This window comes from Cobetia sp. 5-11-6-3, from assembly GCF_013374055.1.
GTDB lineage: Bacteria > Pseudomonadota > Gammaproteobacteria > Pseudomonadales > Halomonadaceae > Cobetia > Cobetia marina.
The window spans coordinates 744,104-767,761 of record NZ_BLWJ01000001.1; the positions used below are offsets into that span (position 1 = coordinate 744,104).

Consider the following 23,658-nt stretch of genomic DNA (forward strand, 5'->3'; position numbering starts at 1 on the left):
AGCTTTTCTGACAAGGATGTTCCGTGGATTCTCTCGCCTCCCTCTCCCCCGCTCTTCAGGCCTGCCTCTCGGGGATTTTCGGCCTGTTGATCGGCAGTTTTCTGAATGTAGTGATCACACGCCTGCCGGTGATGATGATGCGTCAGTGGCGTGCAGAAGCACGTGAAGCGCTGGAACTGGAGCCGGAAGCGTCGCCACGCTTCAATCTGTTGGTGCCTGCCTCACGCTGCCCTGGCTGCGACACCCCAATCAAATGGCATGACAATCTCCCTGTCATCGGCTGGCTGAAACGCCGCGGCCGCTGCGCGAGCTGCAATACCCGTATCAGTGCACAGTATCCACTGGTGGAGCTCGCCGGTGGCGCGCTCGGCGCTTCCATCGCGTTGATCTACGGCCTGGAAGCACAGAGCCTGTGGATCTTCGGCGCCTGTCTGACACTGCTGGTGTTGTCAGTGATCGATTTTCGCACCCAGCTGTTGCCTGATGCCATCACGCTACCGTTGCTGTGGGCCGGTCTCGCCTACCAACTGCTTTTCCAGCCATTGATGCTGCCCAGTGCCGTGATTGGTGCCATGGCCGGCTATCTGGTGCTGTGGAGCTTCTACTGGCTGTTCAAGCTGGTGACTGGCAAGGAAGGCATGGGCTATGGCGATTTCAAGCTGTTGGCGGCACTGGGCGCCTGGCTGGGCTGGCAGTGGTTGCCACTGCTGTTGATCCTCTCTGCGGGACTCGGCGCAGTACTCGGCATCCTGTTGCAACTGCTGGTGCCGCGCCTGCGGGGAGCCCCCATGCCATTCGGCCCTTATCTGGCCGTGGCAGGCTGGATCGCGCTGTTGTTCGGCACCCCGCTGATGAGCCTCTACCTCAGCGTGATAGGTGCCTGATGACGACTGCGTTCAATCAAGGCCCCATCATCGGGGTGACGGGCGGTATCGGAAGCGGAAAATCCAGTGTGGCACGGATGTTCGGAGAGCTCGGCATCCAGTGGGTGGACGCCGATGATGTCGCGCGCGAGATCGTGCGTCCCGGCGAAACCGCACTGGCCGAGATCATCGCCCACTTCGGCGAGTCGATCGTCACGGCGCAGGGCGAGCTTGATCGCGCCGCGCTGCGCGAGCGGATCTTTGCTGCCCCCGAGGAGCGTCAATGGCTGGAGCGCTGCACCCATCCGCGTATCCGGGAGCGCATCGTGCAACACCTGGCGGCCATGACCAGCCCCTACCGTCTACTGGTCTCTCCCCTGCTGTTCGAGTCCGGCCAGGACAGCCTCGTCTCACGCACCCTGGTGGTGGATGTCAGCCAGGATGTTCAGCTGGCGCGCACGCTGAGCCGCGATGGCGTCAGCGAAGCGCAGGTATGCGCCATCCTCGCGGCCCAGCTGCCGCGCGAGACACGACTGGCCAAGGCCGACGATGTCATCGACAATAACGGCAATCAGGCGAGCTTGCGTGAGCAGGTCGCGGCCTTGGATGTCCGCTATCGCTCGTTGGCCGCCTCCACTGCATCATTTCAGGAGCTTCCCGATGTCTGACTCCGCGTCCTCACAGCCCCACAAGGCGCCCTTGTCCGTTGCCTGCCCGCAATGTCGAACCCCCGTGGCCTGGAGCGCCGCCAGCGAATTCCGCCCCTTCTGCAGCAAGCGCTGCCAGCTACTGGACCTCGGCGCCTGGGCTGATGAGTCCCACAGCATCGCCGGCGAGCCGGCCATGGACGAGACCAGCATCGACGAGATGGTGGCACGCATGGAGCGCGACATGAATCAGCAGTAGCGCTCGAGAGAGCCCTGCTGGTTCAGACTGGCTCAAGCTCGACGCTCAAGATGCTCGCCAAAAAAAGACCCTCGAGGCTGGCCTCGAGGGTCTTTTTCGTTCAGGCAACTGCCATCAACGCGCGATCATCACTTCCAGAAGTCACGGATCGATGCGATACCCTGGGCGCCGACGGCGCGCGCATGGTCACTGTCATAGCGCGACATCCCCCCAAGGGCATAGACCGGCATGCAGGCCTGCTCGACCAGCTCCTGGAAGTCATGCCACCCCAGTGGCGCACGCTCAGGATGGGAAGGCGTGACACGCAGCGGTGAAAGGCTGACGAAATCACAGGTCACCCGTCCCGCCTGATCCAGCTGTGCCTGATCATGCGTCGAGGCGGACAACCACTTGTTGGCTGCGATCGGACGCTCGCCCTTCTCTGCCAGCTCCGCCAGACGCACGCTGGTCAGGTGGATACCGTCCGCATCGACCTTGTCGAGCATGGAAGGCTCGGCATTGAGCAACAGACGCGCACCACGTGCATGACAGATCGCCAGCGCCTTCTCGGCCCGGGCAATGTACGCCGCCTCATCGAGTTCCTTGGCACGCAGCTGTACCAGGCGCACGCCATCTTCATCCAATGCACGGATCAAGCGTGTCTCGAAGATTCCCTCATCAGCCTCTTCCGGCGTGATCAGATACTCGCGTGGCAGCGAGACCGCGCGCAGAATCGGCAGATTCGCAGCCGGGAAGGCATATTTGTAAAGGTCCTCGATCTCGACCCAACGCACTGCCTGCCCTTCGCGGCCAAAGGGCTCGCCATTGAACTGACGCGTTTCCCACACGTCCAGCAGGATATGCTTGTCCGGGTATTCGTGATGAATGCGGATCAGCGGCTGAGCACGCGTGATCTCGACACCCAGCTCTTCGCACAGCTCACGCTTGAGCGCTTCCAGACCGGTTTCGTAGGGCGCCAGCTTGCCACCCGGAAACTCCCATAAGCCGCCCTGATCCACCGTCGAGGGACGGCGTGCAATCAGGACCTGGCCCTGTTCGTTTAAGATGGCGGCAGCCGCCACGTGAACCCTTCGCTTCGGCATGATGCCTGTACCTTTGACTCGCGTTGTACATCCGACTCCACCCTGATGAGGCGAAGCCTGCGGGAGATGTTGCATTACCGTTTCAGCGTAAGCCTCTGCCCTCAGGCATCAGCTACGATAATCGGCATTGATCGAGACGTAATCGTGGGACAGATCCGATGTCCAGATACGCGCCTTCTGCTGGCCACGCCCCAGGCGGATACCGATCACCAGCTCTTCCTCGGCCATGGCAGCACTGCCGGCAGCCTCGGTATAGCTGGCGGCTCGTCCGCCCTGCTCGACGATGCTCACGCCGTTGAGCGTGATCGCAACGCCGTCAACCTCAAGATTTTCCAACGGCGCCCGTCCGACGGCCGCCAGAATTCGTCCCCAGTTGGCATCACTGGCGTAGAGAGCCGTCTTGACCAGTGGCGAGTGAGCCACGGTGAAGCCGACCGCACGCGCCTCTTCCACGGAGCGCGCTTCCTCCACCTCGAGGGTGACGAACTTGGTCGCCCCTTCACCATCACGGATGATGGCCTGCGCCAGCTCGAGCATGACGTCGGCCAGCGCAGCCTCGAAGGCGACCAGATCCTCACCCTCGACCCGAGCGGCCCTGGCCGTGACAGCCAGCATGCACGCATCATTGGTCGAGGTATCGGAATCCACCGTGATGCTGTTGAAGCTTCTGACCACGACCCGGCGCAGCATCTCATCCAGCGCAGACTGATCGATGCCGAGATCCGCGTCAGTGGCCACGAAGCCCAGCATGGTCGCCATGTTGGGGCAGATCATGCCAGAGCCCTTGGAAACCCCGGCAATGGTGACACACTCGCCATTGGCCAGCGTCACGCTACGCCAGCTGCCCTTGGGCCGGGTATCGGTGGTCATGATGCCGTGTGCCGCGTCGGACCAATTCCCCTTGCCCAATGCCGCGAAGGCCGTCGGCAGTGCGCCGGTCAGACGATCCATCGGCAAGGGCTCACCGATCACGCCGGTGGAGAACGGCAGAACGGCCTGTGCATCACAACCCGCGACATCGGCCAGGAACTCACAGGTAGCAAGCGCGTCTGTCATGCCCTGCTCACCTGTCCCCGCGTTGGCGTTGCCGGTGTTGATCACCAGATAGCGCGGCCCATCGATCTCGGCCTTGAGATGCCGACGCGCGACATGCACCGGTGCCGCACAGAAGGCATTGCGCGTGAAGGTTCCCGCGAGACGCGATCCTGCATCGAGCGCCATGATCACCAGATCACGTCGCCCCGGCTTCTTGATACCGGCTTCAGCAACCCCGATCTGCAGGCCGGAAATTTCCGGCATGTCTGCGGGGAAAGTGGAAGGCCCTACCGCCATCGTTCACGTCTCCAGTCGCGTTGTCCTGTCACTACACGGCATCGCGGGACAGACGGTGCTGCTCCGCGATGCATTCGATGCTCAATACTGAAAAGCTATGCTCAACGCTGAAAATCTCAGCTCAGCTTGCCATGGCACTGCTTGTACTTCTTGCCGGAACCGCAGGGGCACGGATCATTGCGGCCAACCTTGGGGACATCACGGCGCATCGGCTCATTATCGCCCTGCGCCTGCGGTGCCGCACCGTACTGCGCCTCGACGATCTCCTCGGCAGCCTGAACGCTCTCATCGCTGACGGTGTCATCTTCCACGCGACGCGTCTCGGCACTGGCCTGCTCGCGCTCGAGATTGGCACGCCGCTCCTCTTCCAGCGTGTCGACCTCTTCCTGACGACGTACCTGGACGTGACTCAGAATGCGCACCACGTCAGCCTTGATGTTGACCAGCAATGACTGGAACTGTTCGAACGCCTCGCGCTTGTATTCCTGCTTGGGATTCTTCTGAGCGTAGCCACGCAGGTGGATACCGCGCCGCAGGTTGTCCATCGCCTGCAGATGCTCTTTCCAACGCGTATCGAGCACCTGCAGCATGACCTGCTTCTCGAAGCGGCGCATCAGCTCGGGACCGACAGCCTCTACCTTGCCGGCATAGAGTTCCTCGTGTGCCGTCTGCAGTCGTTCGCGCAGAGTCTCTTCATGGAAGTGCTCATCCTCTTCCGCCCATTGCATGAGCGGCAGGTCGAGGTTGAAGTCCGTCTTGAGGTCATTCTCGAGCCCCGGAAGATCCCACTGCTCCGGCAGGCTCTGCGGCGGCACGCGCATGGAGATGGCGTCGTCCAGCACTTCACGGCGGATGCCGGCGATGTTCTCGGCGATCTCGTCGGCTTCCAGAATGTCGTTGCGCTGCTCGTAGATCACGCTGCGCTGATCGTTGGCGACATCATCGTACTCAAGCAGCTGCTTGCGCACATCGAAGTTGCGGCCCTCGACCTTCTTCTGCGCGCGCTCGACGGCATTGGAGACCATCTTGTGCTCGATGGCTTCGCCCTTCTCGAGCCCCAGCGCGCCCATGAGGCGCTGAACGCGATCGGAGCCGAACAGGCGCATCAGGCTGTCTTCCAGCGACAGGAAGAAGCGCGTGGAGCCTGGGTCACCCTGGCGACCGGCACGACCGCGCAGCTGGTTGTCGATACGACGCGATTCGTGACGCTCGGAGCCGATCACGTGCAGACCGCCCGCCGCCAGCACGGCTTCGTGACGCTCCTGCCAGCCATGCTTGATCTCGTTGATCTGCTCTTCGGTCGGCGCTTCCAGCTCGGCAAGCTCGGCTTCCCAGTTGCCGCCCAGCATGATGTCGGTACCACGACCGGCCATGTTGGTCGCGATGGTCACCGCGCCCGGACGACCCGCCTGGGCGATGATGGCAGCCTCACTGACGTGTTGCTTGGCATTCAGGACGTGATGCTTCACGCCAGCCTTGTGCATCATCTGGGACAGCAGTTCGGAGGTCTCGACTGACGCCGTACCGACCAGCACCGGACGGCCTTCGGCGACCTTCTCGCGGGCATCCTCGATGATGGCGTTGAACTTCTCTTCCGCGGTCAGATAGACCAGATCATTCATGTCCTTGCGCGCGATGGGCTTGTTGGTGGGGATCACCATCACGTCGAGGTTGTAGATCTGACGGAATTCGAAGGCCTCGGTATCGGCGGTACCGGTCATGCCGGCCAGCTTCTCGTAGAGACGGAAGTAGTTCTGGAAGGTGGTCGAGGCCAGCGTCTGGCTTTCCTTCTGGATCGCCACGCCTTCCTTGGCCTCGACGGCCTGATGCAGACCCTCGGACCAACGACGACCCACCATGGTGCGGCCGGTATGCTCGTCGACGATCACCACCTCGCCGTTGTGGACGATGTAGTCGACGTCCCGCACGAACAGATTCTGGGCACGCAGCGCGGAGTGCACATGATGCAGCAGACTCAGGTTCTGGGCGGCGTAAAGAGAGTCTTCCTCGCCGAGCAATTCCTGGGCACGCAGCAGTGACTCGACCTTCTGATGGCCCTGCTCGGTCAGCTCGACCTGCTTCTGCTTCTCATCGAGAGTGAAATCGCCACTCTCCGGATCTTCTTCGTCGGTGCATTGCACGAGCTCACGCGCCATGCGATCGATGATCTTGTAGAGGTCGGTATTCTCCTCCACCGGACCGGAGATGATCAGCGGCGTGCGCGCCTCATCGATCAGGATGGAGTCGACCTCATCGATGATGGCGTAGTGCAGCTTGCGCTGGACCTTGTCTTCCAGCGCGAATGCCATGTTGTCGCGCAGGTAATCGAAACCGTATTCGTTGTTGGTGCCGTAGGTGATGTCGGCCTGGTAGGCGGCACGCTTGTCCTCGTTGTTCTGGCCGGAGAAGATGACGCCCACGCTCAGCCCGAGGAATTCATACAGCGGACGCATCCAGTTGGCATCACGCGTGGCCAGGTAATCATTGACCGTCACCACGTGAACGCCTTCACCAGCCAGGGCATTCAGGTAAACGGCGAGTGTCCCCACCAGCGTCTTGCCTTCGCCTGTCTTCATCTCGGCGATGCGCCCTTCATGCAGCGCGATGCCGCCTACCATCTGGGTATCGAAGTGACGCATGCCCATGATGCGCTTGCTGGCCTCACGCACGGTGGCGAAGGCCTCCGGCAACAGCTTGTCGAGGTTCTCGCCTTGCGCAAGGCGCTCACGGAATTCAGCCGTCTTGCCCGTCAGCGCCTCATCCGACAGTGATTCGAGACTTTCCTCGAGGGCATTGACGGCATTGACCCGCTTGCGCAGTCGCTTCACCTCACGGTCGTTCTTGGAGCCCACTACCTTGGTCAGAAATTTACCCAGCATCATCTATCCCTGTCCGTGCCCGGTGAGCACGCCTTCTAGAATCTTGAGATATACGCGTGCGCTTCACGCGCCAGAAGCATCCCGCAGATGGCAACTGGCAAACGGCACACGCGAAAAGGAAACGACATCACCATCACCGGCGCCGAGGGCCAGGTGACGGACAGATTCTCTCAGGACACCAGAGGTGGTGCGCGCGGGGACATGGCATTCGCCAATCCGCGCAGCAGTACGCGAGCACAGGAGACAAAGCGTCGTTGACGCGAAAGATTGGGACTTCTCTGAGCACCGGGACGGATGAGTCGGCGCAGTGAACGCAGGCTCTGACGGCGGCTCTCGGCGCGAATCACGCCCGGCGCCAGCAATTGGATGCTGGCCAGGGTCAGATTGACGCGCTCGACCTGCGCGGCGCTCAAGCCAGCGGGGAACAGACAGCTGATCAGCAGGCCGGCCAGCAGCCAGCGCGGTGCCGTGCGCACCGACCAGCGACGCGCGCTGCCGCTACCGGAAGCCGGCAACGGTCTCGAGCGTGCTATGGCGTCGTCATGGCTCATGCTGTTGCCGGACTCCTGCTCATGATAGATTGCCGGAAACCACTGAACCGGCATGCAAGCCCATGAGTATAAAGGCTAAGCGTTTCCGCGCCCAGCCCGCGGCGCGCCTCTTGAACGGCAAGGGCCAGCTTGGCAACGTCATGCGCCAGGCGCGAATGCTGGAGCAGGCCCAGTGGCATCTGCGTGAGGCCCTGCCCACGGACATGCAGGAGCAGGTCTTCGTCGGGGGCTATCACGAAGGAACCCTGACACTGATCACCAATCGTGCCTCCTGGCTGACCTGGCTACGTTATGAGCAGCGCAGGCTGATCAGCGTCCTGCGCGAGATCCCCGAGCTTGCAGCACTCACGCGCCTCAACTTCAAGGTCCGCCCCGTTCGTCCAGTCTTCGTACCGGCTCAACAGCCCAGGCATCTCCCTGCTGCGGCAGCGGAGCATCTGTTGGACTGTGCCTCCCACACCCGGGATGAACACCTGCGCCGCTCGCTTGAGCGTCTGGCAGCACATGCTGATGATCTGCAGGACACCCCGTCTGGCGACGATTGATGGTTGTGCGACATCCCTCTCTCTTGCGGGCGACCGTCGCGCCGGCGCTATTTCATGAAGACAAACAAGCGCGCCGCCCATGAGGGCGGCGCGCTTGTGATCGTTTCCATGCTTCGGCTGGCAAGGACCGAAGTCTGACATCAGGCTGGACGGGCTAGGTCACAGTCAACTTTCTTCAGGTCGTGCTTGTCACCATCTCGTGATCAGACGGCAAGTGCCGGTGAGGCGTAGGAAATCGGCATCGCTTCGGCATTGTCGAAGGTCACGATCTCGTAGCTGTCTGCATTCTCGAGCAGGGCACGGCACAGCAGGTTGTTCAGGCCGTGGCCTGACTTGTAGCCACGGAATTCCCCGATCAGGCTGTGGCCCAGCTGATACAGGTCGCCGATGGCATCCAGCACCTTGTGCTTGACGAACTCATCGTCATAACGCAGACCTTCGTCGTTGAGGATGCGGTAATCATCCACCACGATGGCGTTGTCGAGGCTGCCGCCCAGCGCGAGGTTCTGGGAGCGCAGGAATTCAAGATCACGCATGAAACCGAAAGTACGAGCGCGAGACACTTCCTTGACGAAGGAGGTCGTGGAGAAGTCGACCGTGGTGGTCTGCTTCTGCTGCTCGAACACCGGGTGATCGAAGTCGATGGTGAAGGACACCTTGAAGCCGTTGTGCGGCAGGAAGGTCGCGACCTTGTCGCCATCACGCACTTCGATCTCGCGCTTGATGCGGATGAACTTCTTGAGCGCGGACTGCTCCTGGATACCAGCGGACTGGATAAGGAAGACGAACGGACCGGCGCTGCCGTCCATGATCGGCACTTCCTGCGCGGAGAGCTCGACGAAGCAGTTGTCGATCCCGAGACCGGCGAAGGCGGACATCAGGTGCTCGACAGTCATCACCTTGTCCTGACCATTGGAAACGGCAGTACACATGGTGGTGTCACGCACGCCCGTGGCATCGGCACGGATGTGTGCATGCGGCTCGAGGTCGGTACGCACGAAGACGATTCCCGTGTTGACCGGAGCCGGGCGCAGGGTCAGATAGACCTTGTCACCGGAGTGCAGACCAACGCCTGTTGCGCGGATCGTATTCTGAAGCGTTTTTTGTCGAATCATAGGAGATAGCCAGTCAGCCTGAATTTGGAAACAGTGTTCATGATAACAGCAAAGCAGGTATTCAACAAATTGTCACCTACCGCTGATAGGGAAATTCAACATTGCCACGGGGGCACCATTCAACCCTTCAAGATGCTGACTGGAGCCATGTTGACTATGAACGCGCAAACCCAAAACAGTTCTCACTCTCAGCGACATCAATCGATAATCAATGTGCAAGAACTGCCAGGTTCCTCCCTCTCTTACGCAGGCAACCGCCGTGGCGGATGCATGCCTTTCCTCTTCAGCCTGCCTGTCATGCTGTCCATCTGAATCGCCTGCAATGCCTTTTCGCACCTCCCAGAACGACTTCACCCACCCGGGTCGCCCCGGGTGGGTGAAGAAAGGCAAAGCGCCTCTATCTGACCGCGCTGTCACCAGAAGATGCCATGGACACCCTGTCGACGTGCGCTTACCTCTCAATCCGCCTGACGGCGCAGGAAGGCAGGAATGTCGAGATAGTCATCCATGTCACGATTCTTGCGCGGTTCTGGCTTCTTGGCTGCGGCCTGCTGCTGCTCTTCCTTGGCCTGACGGGTGACCGTCGGCGTCTGGAGGCTGCGATAATCAGCCGGCTTCTCCACCGTGCGCTTGACCGGTGCGGTTTCACGCGCAGCCGGCTTCTCGACACGGCCATCGAGACCCGCCGCCACGACGGTGACACGCAGCTCGTCGCTCATGTCCATGTCGATGGAGGTACCCACCACGATGGTCGCGTCCGGAGAAGCGAACTCCTGCACGGTGGCACCGACATCGTTGAACTCACCGATGGAGAGGTCCGGGCCTGCCGTGATGTTGACCAGGATGCCGCGCGCGCCGTGAAGATCGATATCCTCAAGCAGCGGGCTGCGAATGGCCTTCTCGGCCGCCTCGCGAGCGCGGTTCTCACCGACGGCATCACCGGTTCCCATCATGGCCATGCCCATCTCGGACATGACGGTGCGCACGTCGGCAAAGTCGACGTTGATGATGCCCGGGCTGGTGATCAGCTCAGCGATGCCCTGGACAGCGCCCAGCAGTACATCGTTGGCCGCACTGAAGGCACTCAGCAGGCTGGCGCTCTTGCCGAGGACCGAGAGCAGCTTCTCGTTGGGGATGGTGATCAGGGAATCGACATGCTCGGACAGCTCCTTCATGCCCTGCTCGGCCGCCTTCTGACGACGCGGCCCCTCGAACGGGAAGGGACGCGTCACGACCGCGACCGTCAGGATGCCCAGTTCCTTGGCTACCTGTGCCACGACAGGAGCGCCCCCGGTACCGGTACCACCCCCCATGCCTGCGGTGATGAAGACCATGTCGGCGCCTTGCAGCAGCTCGACGATACGCTCGCGATCTTCCATCGCCGCCTGACGACCCACTTCCGGGTTGGCGCCAGCGCCGAGACCCTTGGTGATCTCGCTGCCGAGCTGAAGGACTGTCTTGGCGGCCACGCGCTTGAGCGCTTGAGCATCGGTATTGGCGCAGATGAATTCGACGCCTTCGATATTGCTCTCGACCATGTGATTGACGGCGTTACCACCGCCGCCACCAACACCGATCACCTTGATGACCGCGCTGCTGGAGGGTGCGTTATCTACCAGTTCGAACATATGCCCTGTCTCCTGGATCACAGTCTTTCTGTAATCCCTGTCAGAAATTTCCCTTGAACCAGCCCTTGATCCGCTCCAGCGTGGAGGTGTCGTACTCATGGCCGTGAACGCGTCGTGCGGCAGATTCCTCCCTGCGCACCGCGACCGCAGTCGAGGATGGCGTATGCCGCTCCTGTTTCATCCCGTAATGTAGCAAACCCACACCCGTGGAATAAATCGGATTACGGACCACATCTGCCAGTCCACGCACATTCTGCGGGCAGGCAATGCGAACCGGCATGTGGAAGATCTCCTCCGCCAGTTCCACCACACCTTCCATGCGTGATGTACCGCCCGTCAGTACCACACCCGCTGCCACGAGATCTTCATAACCACTGCGACGCAGCTCATCGCGGACCAGGGTGAAGAGTTCCTCATACCTGGGCTCGACCACTTCCGCCAACGCCTGGCGGGACAGATCACGGGCCGGTCGATCACCGACACTGGGCACCTTGATCGTCTCGTCGCTGGACGCCAGCTGTGTCAGAGCACAGGCATACTTGACCTTTATTTCTTCAGCGTACTGGGTCGGCGTACGGAGTGCCATCGCGATATCATTCGTTACCTGATCTCCCGCGATGGGAATCACGGCCGTATGACGAATGGCACCTTCGGTGAACACCGCGATGTCAGTCGTCCCGCCACCGATATCCACCATGCAGACTCCCAGCTCGCGCTCATCCTCGGTCAATACCGCATGACTCGAGGCGAGCTGTTCGAGAATGATATCGTCGACTTCAAGACCACAACGACGAACGCATTTCTCGATATTCTGTACGGCATTCAACGCCGCCGTGACCAGATGCACCCGCGCTTCAAGGCGCACACCGGACATCCCGAGCGGTTCACGAATACCTTCCTGACGATCGATGGCATATTCCTGCGGCAGCACATGTAGAATCCGCTGCCCCTCGGAGATTGCCCGTGCACGCGCCGAATCGATGACTCGTTCGATATCGGACGGTGTCACTTCACGATCCTTGATCGCGACCACACCATCGGAGTTCATCGAGCTGATATGACTGCCGGCAATCCCCACGTATACCGAGTGGATATCGCAGCCCGCCATCAATTCAGCTTCCTCCACCGCGCGCTGGATCGATTGCACGGTCGACTCGATATTGATGACGACACCCTTCTTCATGCCGCGTGAAGGATGTGAACCGATACCCGCAATTTCGATGCCACCATCGTCGGTCGGTTGCCCCACGATCGCGACCACCTTGGAGGTTCCGATGTCCAGCCCGACCACCATATCCTGTGATTTGGAATGTCCTGCCATAGGTCGGGCCAGCTCCTTGATTCTGGTTCGTCATGAAAAAAATAGCGCGATCGGCGGCGGCAAGAATGCCAGAAACCACCCAGTCAGGTTAACGCTCCGTTTAACCCGAAGATGAATTTGCCTTCATAGTATAGAAGTCACCACTAACGGCACACCAGCCTGAAAATACCAGGAGGCGCAAATCCCCGCTAGAATAGGCGGGATTGTCCCGAAATGAAACTGGAGATAACTCCATTTCACTAATATCAGCGCCTCAAGACCTTCGTTCTGAAGTGTCGCCGATTCTCCCTCAACCGTTGCTTTCTTCCAGTGCTGTCGTCTCGCCATGCCACGCCACGGCTACGCCGTTGGGATAGCGGAGGTCAATGTAGCGAATCTGCGACGCCTGACCACCCAATTGACGCTGCCAGGCTGCCATGAAGCGAGCCAGACGGGCCTCCCTGTCATTGCGACCCAGCATGACCCAGACGCTGTCATTGACCTGAAAACGCCAGGCGCCACGTGGCTCGAGACGCAACTGGGAGACATTGAGCCCCAGACCGCCCAACTGGCTTTGCAGCGCGTCCAGCTCGGCCAGCACCTCGGAACCGCTACCCTTGGGGCCTGCCAGATTCGGCAGATTTCCCAGCTGGGTGACAGGGGCTGCCTTGAAGGCCTCGCCTCTCACGTTGATCAACTCACCGTCATTCCAGTAGGCCACCGGCTGCTGCTCGAACAGCTCGAATTCGAGTGTATCCGGCCAGCGACGCGAAATGCTCACCTCACTCAGCCAGTCGATCGCCAGAGCGCGACGCCGAACTTCCCCCAGCGGGACAGAGAGCCAGCTTTGTCCGCGAATCAACGGCGCGATATGGCGCTGGAGATAGGCGGCGCTCACGTGTTCGAAGTCACCCTTGATGGTGACTCGCTCGATGGGGCGGTCCAGCCAGGTCCACAATGCCTGGCCACCCGCCACCATCAGTGCCGCTCCCAGCACCAGGCCGAACAGTGCACCTGCAGAGCTACGCGCCGCCATGGGTCAGTGTTCGCTCTGTGGGCAGGCGGACGCGGCGACGTCATGACGCTCGGTCAGCGTCGTGTCGAGAATCCGCAGTACCAGCGCCGTGAAATCCAGCCCCACATGCGCGGCTGCCTGTGGCACAAGGCTGTGATCGGTCATGCCCGGCGAGGTGTTGACTTCCAGCAGCCAGAAGGCGCCGTCCGCATCTTCCATCACATCGACACGACCCCAGCCCTCGCAGCCCAGCACGTTGAATGCCTTGAGCGAGAGAGTCGCCAGTTCGGCTTCGCGCGCAGCCTCCAGACCGCAGGGCAGCAGGTAGCGAGTGGTATCGGTCAGGTACTTGGCATCGTAATCGTAGAAACCGCTGTCCGCTTCGATGCGAATGGCCGGCAACACCTCGCCGTCCAGCACCGAGACCGTATATTCCGGCCCCTTGATGAACTGCTCGGCCATGACGACACCATCGAAACGACAGGCATCCTGCCAGGCGGCCTTGAGAGCGCCAGCCTCCTCGACGATATGGATGCCCAGCGTCGAGCCTTCGTGCACCGGCTTGACCACTACCGGCGTACCGAGCGTCTCGAGCACATTCTGCCAGTCAGTGTCCGCCGCCAGGCGACAGGAGCGTGGCGTCGGCAAGCCTTCGACATCCCATAGCTTCTTGGTGCGCAGCTTGTCCATCCCCAGCGCGGAGGCCAGCACGCCACTCCCCGTATAGGGGATGCCCAGAAGCTCAAGCGCCCCCTGCAGAGTGCCGTCCTCGCCACCACGTCCATGCATGGCGATGAAGACGCGGTCTGCGCGCAGCGCCTCCAGACCGGCCAGGCCATGGGCCATGTCGTACCCCTGCACATCGAGGCCAGCCCCTTCCAGGGCCGCGAGCACCGCCGCACCACTCTTCAGCGATACCTCACGCTCGGCACTCACGCCACCGAACAGCACCACGACGCGACCATAGCGTGTCGCCATTTCCGGCTTCACCGCGGTCATAGCGCCACCTCGGAAAGCTTGAGATCCGCACCGGCCAGTGACAGGGCGATGCCGCCGACATCACCCGCCCCCTGGGTGATCAGAATATCGCCCGGGCGCAGCACATTGTTGAGCAGACTCGGCAACGCACGCTTGTGCTCGACGAACAGCGGATCCACCTGCCCACGCTGACGGATCGAGCCGGCCAGAGAGCGGCCGTCGGCTCCCGGAATCATCGCCTCTCCTGCGCTGTAGACATCCAGCAGCAGCAGGGTATCGACCTCGGACAGCACCCGCACGAAATCCTCGTAAAGATCATGGGTGCGCGAGTAACGGTGAGGCTGATAGGCCATCACCAACCGACGCTCCGGCCAGCCGGCACGCACGGCACGGATCACCATTTCCACTTCTCGCGGGTGATGGCCATAGTCATCGACCAGCATCACGCTCTGCTCGCCATTGGGTGCCGCGAATTCACCATGCACCTGGAAGCGACGCCCCACACCGGCGAAGCTGGCCAGCGCACGCGCTATCGCGTCATCGCTCACGCCGACATCGGTGGCGATCGCGATGGCCGCCAGAGCGTTGAGCGCGTTGTGCTCACCCGGCATGGCCAGCGTGATCTCCAGTGGCGCATGCCCCTCCGGACGCAGCGCAGTGAAGCTCAGCTGACCGCCGCCCTGGCGGAAGTCGCTGATGCGATAATCGGCATCCTCGCTGAAGCCATAGGTCACGAACTGGCGCTGCACGCGCGGCAGCAGCTCGCGGACATTGGCGTCATCGAGACACAGCACCGCCAGGCCGTAGAACGGCAGGTTGTGCAGGAACTCGATGAAGGTGTCCTTGAGGCGATTGAAGTCACCCTCATAGGTCGCCATGTGGTCGGCATCGATGTTGGTGACCACCGAGATCAGCGGCTGCAGGTGCAGGAAGGAGGCGTCGGACTCATCCGCCTCGGCCACGAGGTATTCCCCTTCCCCCAGGCGTGCATTCGTGCCGGCGCTGGTCAACTTGCCACCGATGACGAAGGTCGGGTCCATGCCGCCCTCCGCGAGCAGCGTGGCCGTCAGGCTGGTCGTGGTGGTCTTGCCATGCGTGCCGGCAATCGCGATCCCCTGACGGAATCGCATCAGCTCCGCCAGCATCTCGGCACGACGTACCACCGGCACCCGATGGTCACGCGCCCAGGCCACTTCCGGGTTGCTGGTATCCACTGCCGTCGAGACCACCACCACATCGCTGCCTTCCGCGTTGACAGCCGCATGACCGATCGCCACGCGCACACCACAATCCCGCAGGTGCGCCGTCACGGTGGACTCCTTGAGGTCACTGCCGCTGACCTCATACCCCATGTTGCTCAGTACTTCAGCGATACCACACATGCCCACGCCGCCGATGCCGACGAAGTGGATGCGACGGATGCGGCGCATGCCGACACCACGATCAGAATTCCTAGCGTTCAAGGCGAGTCTCCATGCAGCCTGCCAGCATGGTCGCTACCGCGTCGAGTTCCGCACTTTCGCGGGCGCGAGCGGCCATGCCAGTGAGTATCTTGGGATCCAGCAATTCCCCCAGCGTCTCGGCGAGACGCTGGGCATTCAGCGTATTCTGGGGAATCAGACGCGCCGCGTCGGCCGTGACCATCACCGCCGCATTGACGGTCTGGTGATCATCCACGGCATGCGGGAACGGCACGAAGATGGCAGGTCGTCCGGCGGCGGCAAGCTCAGCGACCGTCAAGGCACCCGAGCGACACACCACCAGATCCGCCCAGGCATAGGCCTCGGCCATGTCGGTGATGAACTCGCTGACCTCGGCCGTGACACTGGCGGTCTGATAGGCGGCAACGGTCGCCTCCTGCTTGTCACGCCCGGCCTGATGGCGCACCAGGGGGCGCGAGGACTCCGGCAACAGTGCCAGCGCCGGCGCCAGCTGCTCGTTGAGCGCCTGGGCACCCAGCGACCCCCCCATCACCAGCAGGTGAAGCGGTCGCGCGCTCATGGCCTGCTCCCGGGAAGCGCCCTCGGTGTCTGCCGTCTGACCGACGGCGGCGATCTCGTCGCGCACCGGATTGCCCACCACCTGCGCAGCGATGGCGGCAGGGAAGGCGCCGGGAAAGGCGGCGTAGACCCGCGTTGCCATCCGAGCCAGCACCTTGTTGGTCAGTCCGGCGATGGCATTCTGCTCATGGATCACCAGCGGAATGCCCTCCAGGCGTGCCGCCAGTCCGCCAGGACCGCTGGCAAAGCCTCCCAGCCCGACGACCAGCACCGGCTTGAGTTCACGGATGATGCGTCGCGCCTGCAGAACGGCGCGGGTCAGGCGAAACGGGATCGCCGCATAGCCGGCAAGCCCCTTACCACGCAGCCCAGCCACTTCCACTCGATGCAGCGGATACCCCGCCTCCGGAACCAGTCGGTTCTCGATGCCACGCGGACTGCCCAGCCAGTGGATTTCATGACCCTGGCTGGCGAGAGCACGCGCCAGCGACAACGCCGGTATCACATGCCCCCCCGTCCCTCCAGCCATCATCAGCACGATGCCGGCAGAGGGCGTGTCAGCAGGGGCGTCAGAGGTCTCGGGTCGCGAGGCATCAGCCGCAGGCACTGCAGAAGAAGATGACGTCATGCCTTGGCTCCTTGCGTGGTCTCGGGCGACTTGCCGGTCTTGCGCCGCGCGGGACTCTTGCCGCGCGTCAGCAGACGAACTTCCGTATCGATTCGCATCAGAATGGCGATCTGTATGCAGCTGACGATCAAGCTGGAGCCCCCATAGCTCATCAGCGGCAGCGTCAGCCCCTTCGTCGGCAGCAATCCACTGGCGACCCCAATGTTGATGAAGGCCTGGGCCCCCAGCACGAGGGCGATACCGTAGCCGAGGTAGGCGCTGAACGGCAAGCCGGCAAGCTCGGCACGTCGGGCGATCTTGAAGGCCCGATAGATCAGGAGCGCGAACAGCCCGACGACCGCCGTGGCACCGATCAATCCCAGTTCCTCGGCCAGTACCGCGAACACGAAATCGGTATGCGCTTCGGGCAGATAGAAGAGTTTCTGCACGCTGTTGCCCAGCCCCATGCCGCTCAGGTGTCCTCGCCCGAAGGCGATCAGGGCCTGGGTCAGCTGATAGCCGCTGTCGTACATGTTCGCCCACGGGTCGGTATAGGTGGTCAGGCGCTCCCAGCGATAGGGTTCGGCGATCGCCAGCGACCAACCACCGCCGATGGCCGCTGCCAGCAGGACGATGAAGCCCCACCAGGCGACCCCCGCCAGCAGCAGCATGCCCATCACCGCACCGCCCATCACCACGATGGACCCGAAGTCAGGCTCCAGTGCCAGCAAGAGAATCATCAGCATCAAGGGCATGCAGGGCAGCACGAGACCATTGACGACACTGGCGCGCACCTTGTCGAGACGCCGATCCAGATACCCCGCCAGCCACATCATCAGGCACAACTTGGCGACCTCGGAGGCCTGCACCCCGCCGATCACCGGCAAGGGAATCCAGCGCTTGGCGCCGTTGATCTCACGCCCGACCACCAGCACGACCACCAGCAACACGAACCCCAGCATCAGCATCGCGAAACTGCGTTGCTGCCAGGCCGACATCGGTATGCGCAGCGTGCAATAGGCCGCCACCAGCCCGATCAGAATGAAGATGCCGTGACGCATGCTGTAGTAGAAGGCGTTGCCGTCAAAGCGCTCGCTGGAGATCTCGCTGGAAGCCGAGGTGACCATCACCCAGCCGATACACAGAATCGCCAATGCCGCGAAGACCAGCCAGCCATCCACTGGCTGCTGCTCGGTACTCATCGCCTGACGCACTCGACTGGCCTTGTCACCCATCCGCTTCGCCCTCGTTGCCCGCGTCCATCACATGCTCCGACACCCAGTCACGAAACGCATCGCCGCGCACCATGTAATTGGGGAACTGATCGAGACTGGCGCAGGCAGGTGACAGCAGCACGCAATCTCCCTGCCGCGCGACTCGCTGAGCATGCGCCATGCCTTCCGCCAGCGTCGCGACCCGGCTGACGCGAAGGCTATCCTCCAGCGCCAGCGACAGGCGTTCTGCATCCTGTCCGAAAAGCACCGCCTCACGCGCAAAGCGTGCCAGCGGCGCGGCCAACGGCGTGAAGTCCGCGCCCTTGCCCTGCCCACCGGCCAGCAGAATCAGCTTGCCATCGAGTGTCGGACCGAGACCGGCGATCGCCGCCAGCGTCGCGCCGACGTTGGTGCCCTTGGAATCGTTGATCCAGCGCACGCCTGCCACGTCAGCGATCAGCTCGCCCCGGTGCGGCAGCCCCGCGAAGTGCTCGAGTTCGGCCACCATGGCCTCCTGCGCGAGACCGATCGCCGTGCCCATCGCCAGCGCCGCCAGCGCGTTGGCCTGATTGTGACGCCCGGCCAGACGCACCTGTGCGGCAGGCATCACGCCATGCAGGCCTTCGGATGCCACGTGACACAGCATGAGCGTGCCGTTCTGCTCCGCCAGACGCCATTCAGCCCCTTCACTCAACTCCTCGCTGTCATCACCAGAGTCGCCCTCATCCAGGCATACGCTGAAGCTGGCGCGCGCCACTGCATCCTCCTCGGCCGGCCAGCTCCAGGCATCGTCGGCATTGATGACCGCCAGGCCCGCCCCGCGGAAGATGGCACGCTTGGCGGCCTGATAGCCGCGCATGCCGTCATGGCGATCGAGATGGTCTTCGGAGAGGTTCAGGAAGCAGGCGACATCTGCCTTGAGCTCGGGCGTGGTCTCGAGCTGAAAGGATGACAGTTCCAGCACATACAGTTCGGCATCGGGCTGCTCGCGCAGCAGCGTCAGCGCGGCGGTGCCCAGATTGCCACCGACCGCCACGTCACGGCCTGCCCGCTCGGCCATCCTCGCCACCAGCGTGGTGACAGTGGACTTGGCGTTTGAACCGGTGATGGCGATCAGCGTCGGCCGCCTGCCCTGCGCATCTCGGGCCTGGCGTTCATCGAGTGCCCGCACGAACAGCGCGATCTCGCCGACCAGGCGCTCGCGTACCGGGTCAAATACGGCCTGACGCGGGTCGATGCCCGGACTGAGCACCACCTCACCAAAGCGTGACAGATCCAGCGCTTCCAGCGGCCCGAGATGGACCTCGGCCTGCGGTGCATGCTCGCGCAGATTCTCGAGCCCCGGCGGTGCACTGCGGGTATCGGCGACGGCAAAATCGATGCCACGATCACTCAGATGGCGAGCGATCGCCTGTCCGGAGACACCAAGACCGACCACCAGGGTCGGTCCTTCGGCAGGCACCGGCGGGGCCGGTGCGTGGGAGGTGACAGAGAGGGTCATCGCGAAAGCGTCCTCAGCGAACCTTGAGTGTGGCCAGGCCAAGCAGCACCAGCACGACGGTGATGATCCAGAAGCGCACGATGACGCGCGGCTCCGGCCAGCCCTTGAGTTCGAAGTGGTGATGCAGCGGCGCCATGCGGAAGATGCGTCGTCCGGTCAGCTTGTAGGAGCCGACCTGCAGGATGACCGAGACGGTCTCCATCACGAAGACGCCCCCCATGATGAACAGCACGATTTCCTGACGCACGATGACCGCGACCACGCCCAGTGCCGCACCGAGAGCCAAGGCGCCCACATCGCCCATGAAGACCTGGGCGGGATAGGTGTTGAACCACAGAAAGCCCAGGCCGGCGCCCGCGATAGTGGCACAGAACACCGCCAGCTCGCCGGAACCGGCGATGAACGGAATGTGCAGATATTCCGCGAACTTCAGGTTGCCCGAGGCGTAGGCGAAGATCGCAAGCCCCATGGCCACCAGCACGGTCGGCATGATCGCCAGCCCATCGAGGCCATCGGTCAGATTGACGGCATTGGAGCTGCCGACGATCACGAAATAGGTCAGCACCATGTAGAAGATGCCCAGCGGGACGACGACATCCTTGAAGAACGGCACCAGCAGTGCTGTCTCGGCAGGCGTGGAAGCCGTCAGGTACAGCACCACGGCCGCCCCGATGCCCACCACCGACTGCCAGAAATACTTCCAGCGCGCCGGCAGGCCACGGGGATTCTTCTCCACCACCTTGCGGTAGTCATCCACCCAGCCGACCGCACCGAAGCCCAATGTGACCGCCAGCACCACCCAGACGTACAGATTGGTCAGGTCGCCCCACAGCAGGGTCGAGACGGCCATCGACAGCAGGATCATCACGCCGCCCATGGTCGGCGTACCGGCCTTGGACAGGTGGGACTGAGGGCCATCATCACGCACGGCCTGGCCGATCTGGCCATCCACCAGCTTGCGGATGACCCAGGGGCCGAGCCACAGGCACAGCAACAAGGCCGTCAGCGTGGCCAGCACCACACGCAGGGTCAGATAATTGAAAACCGTAAAGGCGCCATTGAATTGGGCCAGAAACTCAGCAAGCAGCAGCAGCATGACTCACATTCACCTTGATGCGTCGACCTTGAGCGCGGCAACGACATGTTCCATGCCTGCGCTACGAGACCCCTTGACCAGAACACTGGCCCCGGTGGGTAGATGGGTACGGGCGTAAGCTTCAAGCTCCGCCCGCTCCTTGAAATGCATGCCACCTGCGCCGAAGGCCTCGGCAGTCGCTCTGGCCTTTTCACCACAGGTGGCAACGAAATCGATACCGAGCTTGCGGGCGTAGGCGCCCACCTCGGCGTGCAGCCGCTCGGCGTCCTCGCCCAGCTCGCCCATGGCGCCCATCAGGCACCAGCGCGGAGCAGGAAGACTCGCCAACAGCTCCAGCGCGGCCAGCATGGCCCCGGGGTTGGCGTTGTAGCTGTCATCGAGCAGACGAGCCCCATTGTGCCCTTCCACGACCCCCAGGCGACCCGGAACGCTCTCGGCGCTCTCGAGTCCCTCGATGACCAGCTGGCTGTCCACGCCCAGCGCCAGACAGGCAGCAGCTGCCGCCAACGCATTGGCGACATTGTGCCGTCCCAGCAGGGCAAGCTGGACCCGCCCCAGCGAGTGGCCGTCAAACGTCAGTTCGAAAGCATAACGCCCGAGCTCATCCGCGCCTAGCTTGCGTGCCTGCAGGCGTGCCGAACTCTCCGCCAGGTCCGCGACGCTGAAGTCGATGATATCCACCGCCTGCCCCGTCACTGCCAGCGCCTGCCAGAGCGTGAAATAGACATCATCACGATTGAGTACCGCCACCGGACGGCGCCCCCCCAGCGGACTGAGTCCGGCAAGAATCTCGCCCTTGGCCTGGGCGATCTGCCCCATGCCACCGAATTCCCCGACGTGAGCACCGGTGACATTGGTGATGACCGCCACCTGTGGACGTGCCAGCGCGGTGGTCCAGGCGATCTCACCGAGATGATTGGCGCCCAGCTCGACGACGCCATGCTGATGCGCATCGTTCAGGCGCAGCAGCGTCATCGGCAGACCATAGTCATTGTTGAGGTTGCCCTGTGTGGCAAGGCTCTCGGCGTCGAAGCGCGCGGCATCACGCACCAGGATGGCATGCACCAGTCCCTTGACGCTGGTCTTGCCGCTGTTGCCGGTCACGGCGATCAACGGCCGCCCCCAGGCTCGCCGACGTGCCGCCGCCAGCAGACCGAAGGCGAGCCGCGTGTCAGGCACCACGATCTGTGGCAACGGGTCATCCACCGGATGCTCGACCAGCGCCGCGATCGCGCCATTGTCACGAGCCTGAGCCAGGAAGTCATGGGCATCGAAACGCTCGCCCTTCAGCGCCACGAAAAGCGGCGACCGCTGGCTGGACAGCTTGCGGGTATCCGTCTCGATGGCCCTCAATGCCCGGCCGACCAGCGCCGAAGGCAGCCGAGCCGAGAGCAGCTGAGCCACCTCATCGAAGCACTCCAGGCCAGGAGACTGCACTGACGCACTCATGCGTCGCTCTCCAGACCTTCCTGAGTGGAGAGCGCACGACGCTCGAGCGCCGCCACCGCATGTGCGACATCCGAGAACGGCAGACGCTCGCCCGCCACTTCCTGGTAATCCTCGTGGCCCTTGCCGGCGATGAGAATCACGTCATGTTCGCCTGCATCACGGATGACCTGGGCAATGGCCTCGGCGCGCCCGGCGATTTCCCGGGCGCGCTCCCGGGCCTGGATGCCATCCATCATCTGCTGACGAATGACAGCGGCCTCTTCACTGCGCGGATTGTCATCGGTAATGACGACGCGATCGGCGCCCTGCTCGGCGGCCGTCGCCATCAGCGGGCGCTTGCCGGTATCGCGATCACCGCCACAGCCGAGCACGCACCACAGGCGCGCATCATCACGCGCCGGCAGATGGGCACGCAGTGCCGTCAGCGCGGTCTCGACCGCCTCCGGGGTGTGGGCATAGTCCACCACCACCACGGGCGCGCCCTCGCGGGTCAGGCGCTGCATGCGTCCCGGCACCGGCGTCAGACGCGGTGCCGCCGCGAACAGGTCCGCCAGCGAATGGCCGAGACCATGCAGGATCAGCATCGCCAGCAGGGCATTGTCGAGGTTGAAGCGCCCCATCAGATTGAGGCCGAGCTCACGCTCACCGTCAGGCGTCGCGATCACGGCCACCTGCCCCAGCGGCTCGGGGAAGACGTCCAGCACGCGCAGGGTGGCCACCTCGTCACGCCCCATCGCCAACACGCGCACACCGCGCTGCATGCCGGCCAGCATCAGACGCGCCAGCGCATCATCGGCATTGAGCACCGCAAGCTTGAGTTCCGGTCGCTTGAAGAGCTTGGCCTTGGCCGCGGCATATGCCGCCATGCTGCCGTGGTAATCCAGATGATCACGCGACAGATTGGTATAGCCCGCCACCGTGAAGCGGCAGCCGTTGACACGGTCCTGGTCCAGCGCATGGGAAGAGACTTCCATCGCGACCAGTTCCGCACCGGCCATGCTCAGGCCCTTGAGCGCCGCTTGGACGGCGAGTGCATCCGGCGTGGTGCGCTCGCCGGCGACCAGCGCGCCAGGGCGGCCGATCCCCAGCGTGCCGATCATGCCGGAGGGGATGCCGAGCGCCTCGGCAAACTCGGCAATGTAATGGGTCACGGAGGACTTGCCGTTGGTGCCGGTCACGCCGACCAGCGTCAGTGACTCCGGCACGCCAAAGGCCTGTCGTCCCAGCTCGCCGAGCTGCGCACCGAGCCCCTCGAGCCAGACGACACGCTCGTCTGCGTGAGACTCAGGCGGACCTTCCCCCTCGGAAGACTGCTGTGCCACTACCAGCGCCGCGCCCTTCTCGAGGGCGGAGGCAATGTAATCGCGACCATCGCTGCCGATACCGGGTACCGCGATGAACAGCGACCCCGGAGTCACGTGGCGACTGTCGATCGTCAGATGCCAGTCGTCTTGCGCCATCACGAGTGCGGTCAGGCGACTATCGCTGAACACGCCGGGCCACAGCGCCATGAGCGCGCCAAGCAGCTCGCTGGCTGTCGCCAGTGGCCGTGCCAGAAATTCGCCCAGCGGCTCTGCCGAGGCCTGCTCGGCCAGAT

19 protein-coding genes and 1 pseudogene are annotated in these 23,658 nt (G+C 62.9%); 4 read left to right on the forward strand and 16 right to left on the reverse strand.

Annotated features, from left to right (window positions below; all coding sequences use genetic code 11):
• The first annotated feature begins 23 nt into the window (after positions 1 to 23).
• From HXS66_RS03075 to yacG, 3 genes are read left to right on the forward strand one after another with little or no spacing between them, the layout of a single operon-like run.
• A complete protein-coding gene (locus HXS66_RS03075; protein WP_077371717.1) occupies positions 24 to 884 on the forward strand; it encodes an A24 family peptidase in 861 nt (286 codons plus the stop codon).
• A complete protein-coding gene (gene coaE, locus HXS66_RS03080; protein ID WP_176502820.1) occupies positions 884 to 1,531 on the forward strand; it encodes a dephospho-CoA kinase in 648 nt (215 codons plus the stop codon). The genes HXS66_RS03075 and coaE overlap by 1 nt, the downstream gene beginning before the upstream one ends.
• Entirely contained in the window at positions 1,524 to 1,769 is a 246-nt protein-coding gene (gene yacG, locus HXS66_RS03085) for a DNA gyrase inhibitor YacG (protein WP_141392184.1), read from the forward strand. The genes coaE and yacG overlap by 8 nt, the downstream gene beginning before the upstream one ends.
• A gap of 128 nt (positions 1,770 to 1,897) precedes the next feature.
• Here yacG and HXS66_RS03090 read toward each other — a convergent pair whose 3' ends face one another.
• The 4 genes from HXS66_RS03090 to HXS66_RS03105 form a co-directional block, all read right to left on the reverse strand.
• On the reverse strand, positions 1,898 to 2,851 hold the full coding sequence (locus tag HXS66_RS03090) for a Nudix family hydrolase (RefSeq protein WP_077371708.1): 954 nt from the start codon (positions 2,849 to 2,851) through the stop codon (positions 1,898 to 1,900).
• A 108-nt stretch (positions 2,852 to 2,959) separates the two neighbouring features.
• Positions 2,960 to 4,183 carry a bifunctional glutamate N-acetyltransferase/amino-acid acetyltransferase ArgJ gene (gene argJ, locus HXS66_RS03095; RefSeq protein ID WP_176502821.1) on the reverse strand — a complete coding sequence of 408 codons (1,224 nt, stop codon included), beginning with the start codon at positions 4,181 to 4,183 and terminating at the stop codon, positions 2,960 to 2,962.
• A gap of 116 nt (positions 4,184 to 4,299) precedes the next feature.
• The gene (secA, locus tag HXS66_RS03100; protein WP_176502905.1) at positions 4,300 to 7,062 is read right to left on the reverse strand and encodes a preprotein translocase subunit SecA; all 2,763 of its coding nucleotides are present in this window, start codon (positions 7,060 to 7,062) and stop codon (positions 4,300 to 4,302) included.
• 170 nt (positions 7,063 to 7,232) lie between these two features.
• Positions 7,233 to 7,613 (reverse strand): hypothetical protein, encoded by a 381-nt coding sequence (locus HXS66_RS03105; protein ID WP_127736140.1) that lies wholly within the window; start codon positions 7,611 to 7,613, stop codon positions 7,233 to 7,235.
• 62 nt (positions 7,614 to 7,675) lie between these two features.
• On the opposite strand from HXS66_RS03105, the gene HXS66_RS03110 reads away from it, so the two are divergent.
• On the forward strand, positions 7,676 to 8,158 hold the full coding sequence (locus tag HXS66_RS03110) for a DUF721 domain-containing protein (protein ID WP_077371700.1): 483 nt from the start codon (positions 7,676 to 7,678) through the stop codon (positions 8,156 to 8,158).
• A 203-nt stretch (positions 8,159 to 8,361) separates the two neighbouring features.
• Here HXS66_RS03110 and lpxC read toward each other — a convergent pair whose 3' ends face one another.
• The 12 genes and pseudogenes from lpxC to HXS66_RS03170 all read right to left on the reverse strand — a co-directional run bounded on the left by lpxC (position 8,362) and on the right by HXS66_RS03170 (position 23,572).
• On the reverse strand, positions 8,362 to 9,273 hold the full coding sequence (gene lpxC / locus HXS66_RS03115) for a UDP-3-O-acyl-N-acetylglucosamine deacetylase (RefSeq protein ID WP_065392615.1): 912 nt from the start codon (positions 9,271 to 9,273) through the stop codon (positions 8,362 to 8,364).
• 458 nt (positions 9,274 to 9,731) lie between these two features.
• Positions 9,732 to 10,901: a cell division protein FtsZ gene (gene ftsZ / locus HXS66_RS03120; RefSeq protein WP_176502822.1), complete on the reverse strand. Its 1,170-nt coding sequence runs from the start codon at positions 10,899 to 10,901 to the stop codon at positions 9,732 to 9,734.
• 180 nt (positions 10,902 to 11,081) lie between these two features.
• Positions 11,082 to 12,222 (reverse strand): annotated as a pseudogene (ftsA, locus tag HXS66_RS03125) (cell division protein FtsA); the annotation flags it as partial.
• A gap of 289 nt (positions 12,223 to 12,511) precedes the next feature.
• Positions 12,512 to 13,237, reverse strand: coding sequence for a cell division protein FtsQ/DivIB (locus HXS66_RS03130; protein ID WP_077371691.1), 726 nt, complete (start codon positions 13,235 to 13,237; stop codon positions 12,512 to 12,514).
• Between the two features lie 3 nt (positions 13,238 to 13,240).
• The gene (locus HXS66_RS03135; RefSeq protein WP_240704185.1) at positions 13,241 to 14,215 is read right to left on the reverse strand and encodes a D-alanine--D-alanine ligase; all 975 of its coding nucleotides are present in this window, start codon (positions 14,213 to 14,215) and stop codon (positions 13,241 to 13,243) included.
• Complete coding sequence (gene murC / locus HXS66_RS03140; protein WP_084209210.1) at positions 14,212 to 15,624, reverse strand: UDP-N-acetylmuramate--L-alanine ligase; 1,413 nt, start codon at positions 15,622 to 15,624, stop codon at positions 14,212 to 14,214. Before murC ends, HXS66_RS03135 begins: the two co-directional genes overlap by 4 nt.
• A 22-nt stretch (positions 15,625 to 15,646) precedes the next feature.
• Complete coding sequence (murG, locus tag HXS66_RS03145; RefSeq protein WP_176502906.1) at positions 15,647 to 16,723, reverse strand: undecaprenyldiphospho-muramoylpentapeptide beta-N-acetylglucosaminyltransferase; 1,077 nt, start codon at positions 16,721 to 16,723, stop codon at positions 15,647 to 15,649.
• Positions 16,724 to 16,818: 95 nt separating this feature from the next.
• Positions 16,819 to 18,036: a putative lipid II flippase FtsW gene (gene ftsW / locus HXS66_RS03150; RefSeq protein WP_077371685.1), complete on the reverse strand. Its 1,218-nt coding sequence runs from the start codon at positions 18,034 to 18,036 to the stop codon at positions 16,819 to 16,821.
• A complete protein-coding gene (murD, locus tag HXS66_RS03155) occupies positions 18,029 to 19,516 on the reverse strand; it encodes a UDP-N-acetylmuramoyl-L-alanine--D-glutamate ligase (protein ID WP_176502824.1) in 1,488 nt (495 codons plus the stop codon). The genes ftsW and murD overlap by 8 nt, the downstream gene beginning before the upstream one ends.
• 13 nt (positions 19,517 to 19,529) lie before the next feature.
• On the reverse strand, positions 19,530 to 20,612 hold the full coding sequence (gene mraY / locus HXS66_RS03160) for a phospho-N-acetylmuramoyl-pentapeptide-transferase (RefSeq protein ID WP_176502825.1): 1,083 nt from the start codon (positions 20,610 to 20,612) through the stop codon (positions 19,530 to 19,532).
• Positions 20,613 to 20,621: 9 nt separating this feature from the next.
• A complete protein-coding gene (murF, locus tag HXS66_RS03165) occupies positions 20,622 to 22,061 on the reverse strand; it encodes a UDP-N-acetylmuramoyl-tripeptide--D-alanyl-D-alanine ligase (RefSeq protein ID WP_176502826.1) in 1,440 nt (479 codons plus the stop codon).
• Positions 22,058 to 23,572: a UDP-N-acetylmuramoyl-L-alanyl-D-glutamate--2,6-diaminopimelate ligase gene (locus HXS66_RS03170; RefSeq protein ID WP_176502907.1), complete on the reverse strand. Its 1,515-nt coding sequence runs from the start codon at positions 23,570 to 23,572 to the stop codon at positions 22,058 to 22,060. The genes murF and HXS66_RS03170 overlap by 4 nt, the downstream gene beginning before the upstream one ends.
• Positions 23,573 to 23,658 lie beyond the last annotated feature (86 nt).

What these genes read in the sequence shown, in the direction of transcription:
- coaE (WP_176502820.1), top strand. Translation starts at nt 884, where the DNA reads ATGACGACTGCGTTCAATCAAGGCCCCATCATCGGGGTGACGGGCGGT.
- yacG (WP_141392184.1), top strand. Translation starts at nt 1,524, where the DNA reads ATGTCTGACTCCGCGTCCTCACAGCCCCACAAGGCGCCCTTGTCCGTT.
- HXS66_RS03090 (WP_077371708.1), bottom strand. Translation starts at nt 2,851, where the DNA reads ATGCCGAAGCGAAGGGTTCACGTGGCGGCTGCCGCCATCTTAAACGAA.
- argJ (WP_176502821.1), bottom strand. Translation starts at nt 4,183, where the DNA reads ATGGCGGTAGGGCCTTCCACTTTCCCCGCAGACATGCCGGAAATTTCC.
- secA (WP_176502905.1), bottom strand. Translation starts at nt 7,062, where the DNA reads ATGCTGGGTAAATTTCTGACCAAGGTAGTGGGCTCCAAGAACGACCGT.
- HXS66_RS03105 (WP_127736140.1), bottom strand. Translation starts at nt 7,613, where the DNA reads ATGAGCCATGACGACGCCATAGCACGCTCGAGACCGTTGCCGGCTTCC.
- HXS66_RS03110 (WP_077371700.1), top strand. Translation starts at nt 7,676, where the DNA reads ATGAGTATAAAGGCTAAGCGTTTCCGCGCCCAGCCCGCGGCGCGCCTC.
- lpxC (WP_065392615.1), bottom strand. Translation starts at nt 9,273, where the DNA reads ATGATTCGACAAAAAACGCTTCAGAATACGATCCGCGCAACAGGCGTT.
- ftsZ (WP_176502822.1), bottom strand. Translation starts at nt 10,901, where the DNA reads ATGTTCGAACTGGTAGATAACGCACCCTCCAGCAGCGCGGTCATCAAG.
- HXS66_RS03130 (WP_077371691.1), bottom strand. Translation starts at nt 13,237, where the DNA reads ATGGCGGCGCGTAGCTCTGCAGGTGCACTGTTCGGCCTGGTGCTGGGA.
- HXS66_RS03135 (WP_240704185.1), bottom strand. Translation starts at nt 14,215, where the DNA reads ATGACCGCGGTGAAGCCGGAAATGGCGACACGCTATGGTCGCGTCGTG.
- murC (WP_084209210.1), bottom strand. Translation starts at nt 15,624, where the DNA reads ATGCGCCGCATCCGTCGCATCCACTTCGTCGGCATCGGCGGCGTGGGC.
- murG (WP_176502906.1), bottom strand. Translation starts at nt 16,723, where the DNA reads ATGGCTGGAGGGACGGGGGGGCATGTGATACCGGCGTTGTCGCTGGCG.
- ftsW (WP_077371685.1), bottom strand. Translation starts at nt 18,036, where the DNA reads ATGGGTGACAAGGCCAGTCGAGTGCGTCAGGCGATGAGTACCGAGCAG.
- murD (WP_176502824.1), bottom strand. Translation starts at nt 19,516, where the DNA reads ATGACCCTCTCTGTCACCTCCCACGCACCGGCCCCGCCGGTGCCTGCC.
- mraY (WP_176502825.1), bottom strand. Translation starts at nt 20,612, where the DNA reads ATGCTGCTGCTGCTTGCTGAGTTTCTGGCCCAATTCAATGGCGCCTTT.
- murF (WP_176502826.1), bottom strand. Translation starts at nt 22,061, where the DNA reads ATGAGTGCGTCAGTGCAGTCTCCTGGCCTGGAGTGCTTCGATGAGGTG.
- HXS66_RS03170 (WP_176502907.1), bottom strand. Translation starts at nt 23,572, where the DNA reads ATGGCGCTGTGGCCCGGCGTGTTCAGCGATAGTCGCCTGACCGCACTC.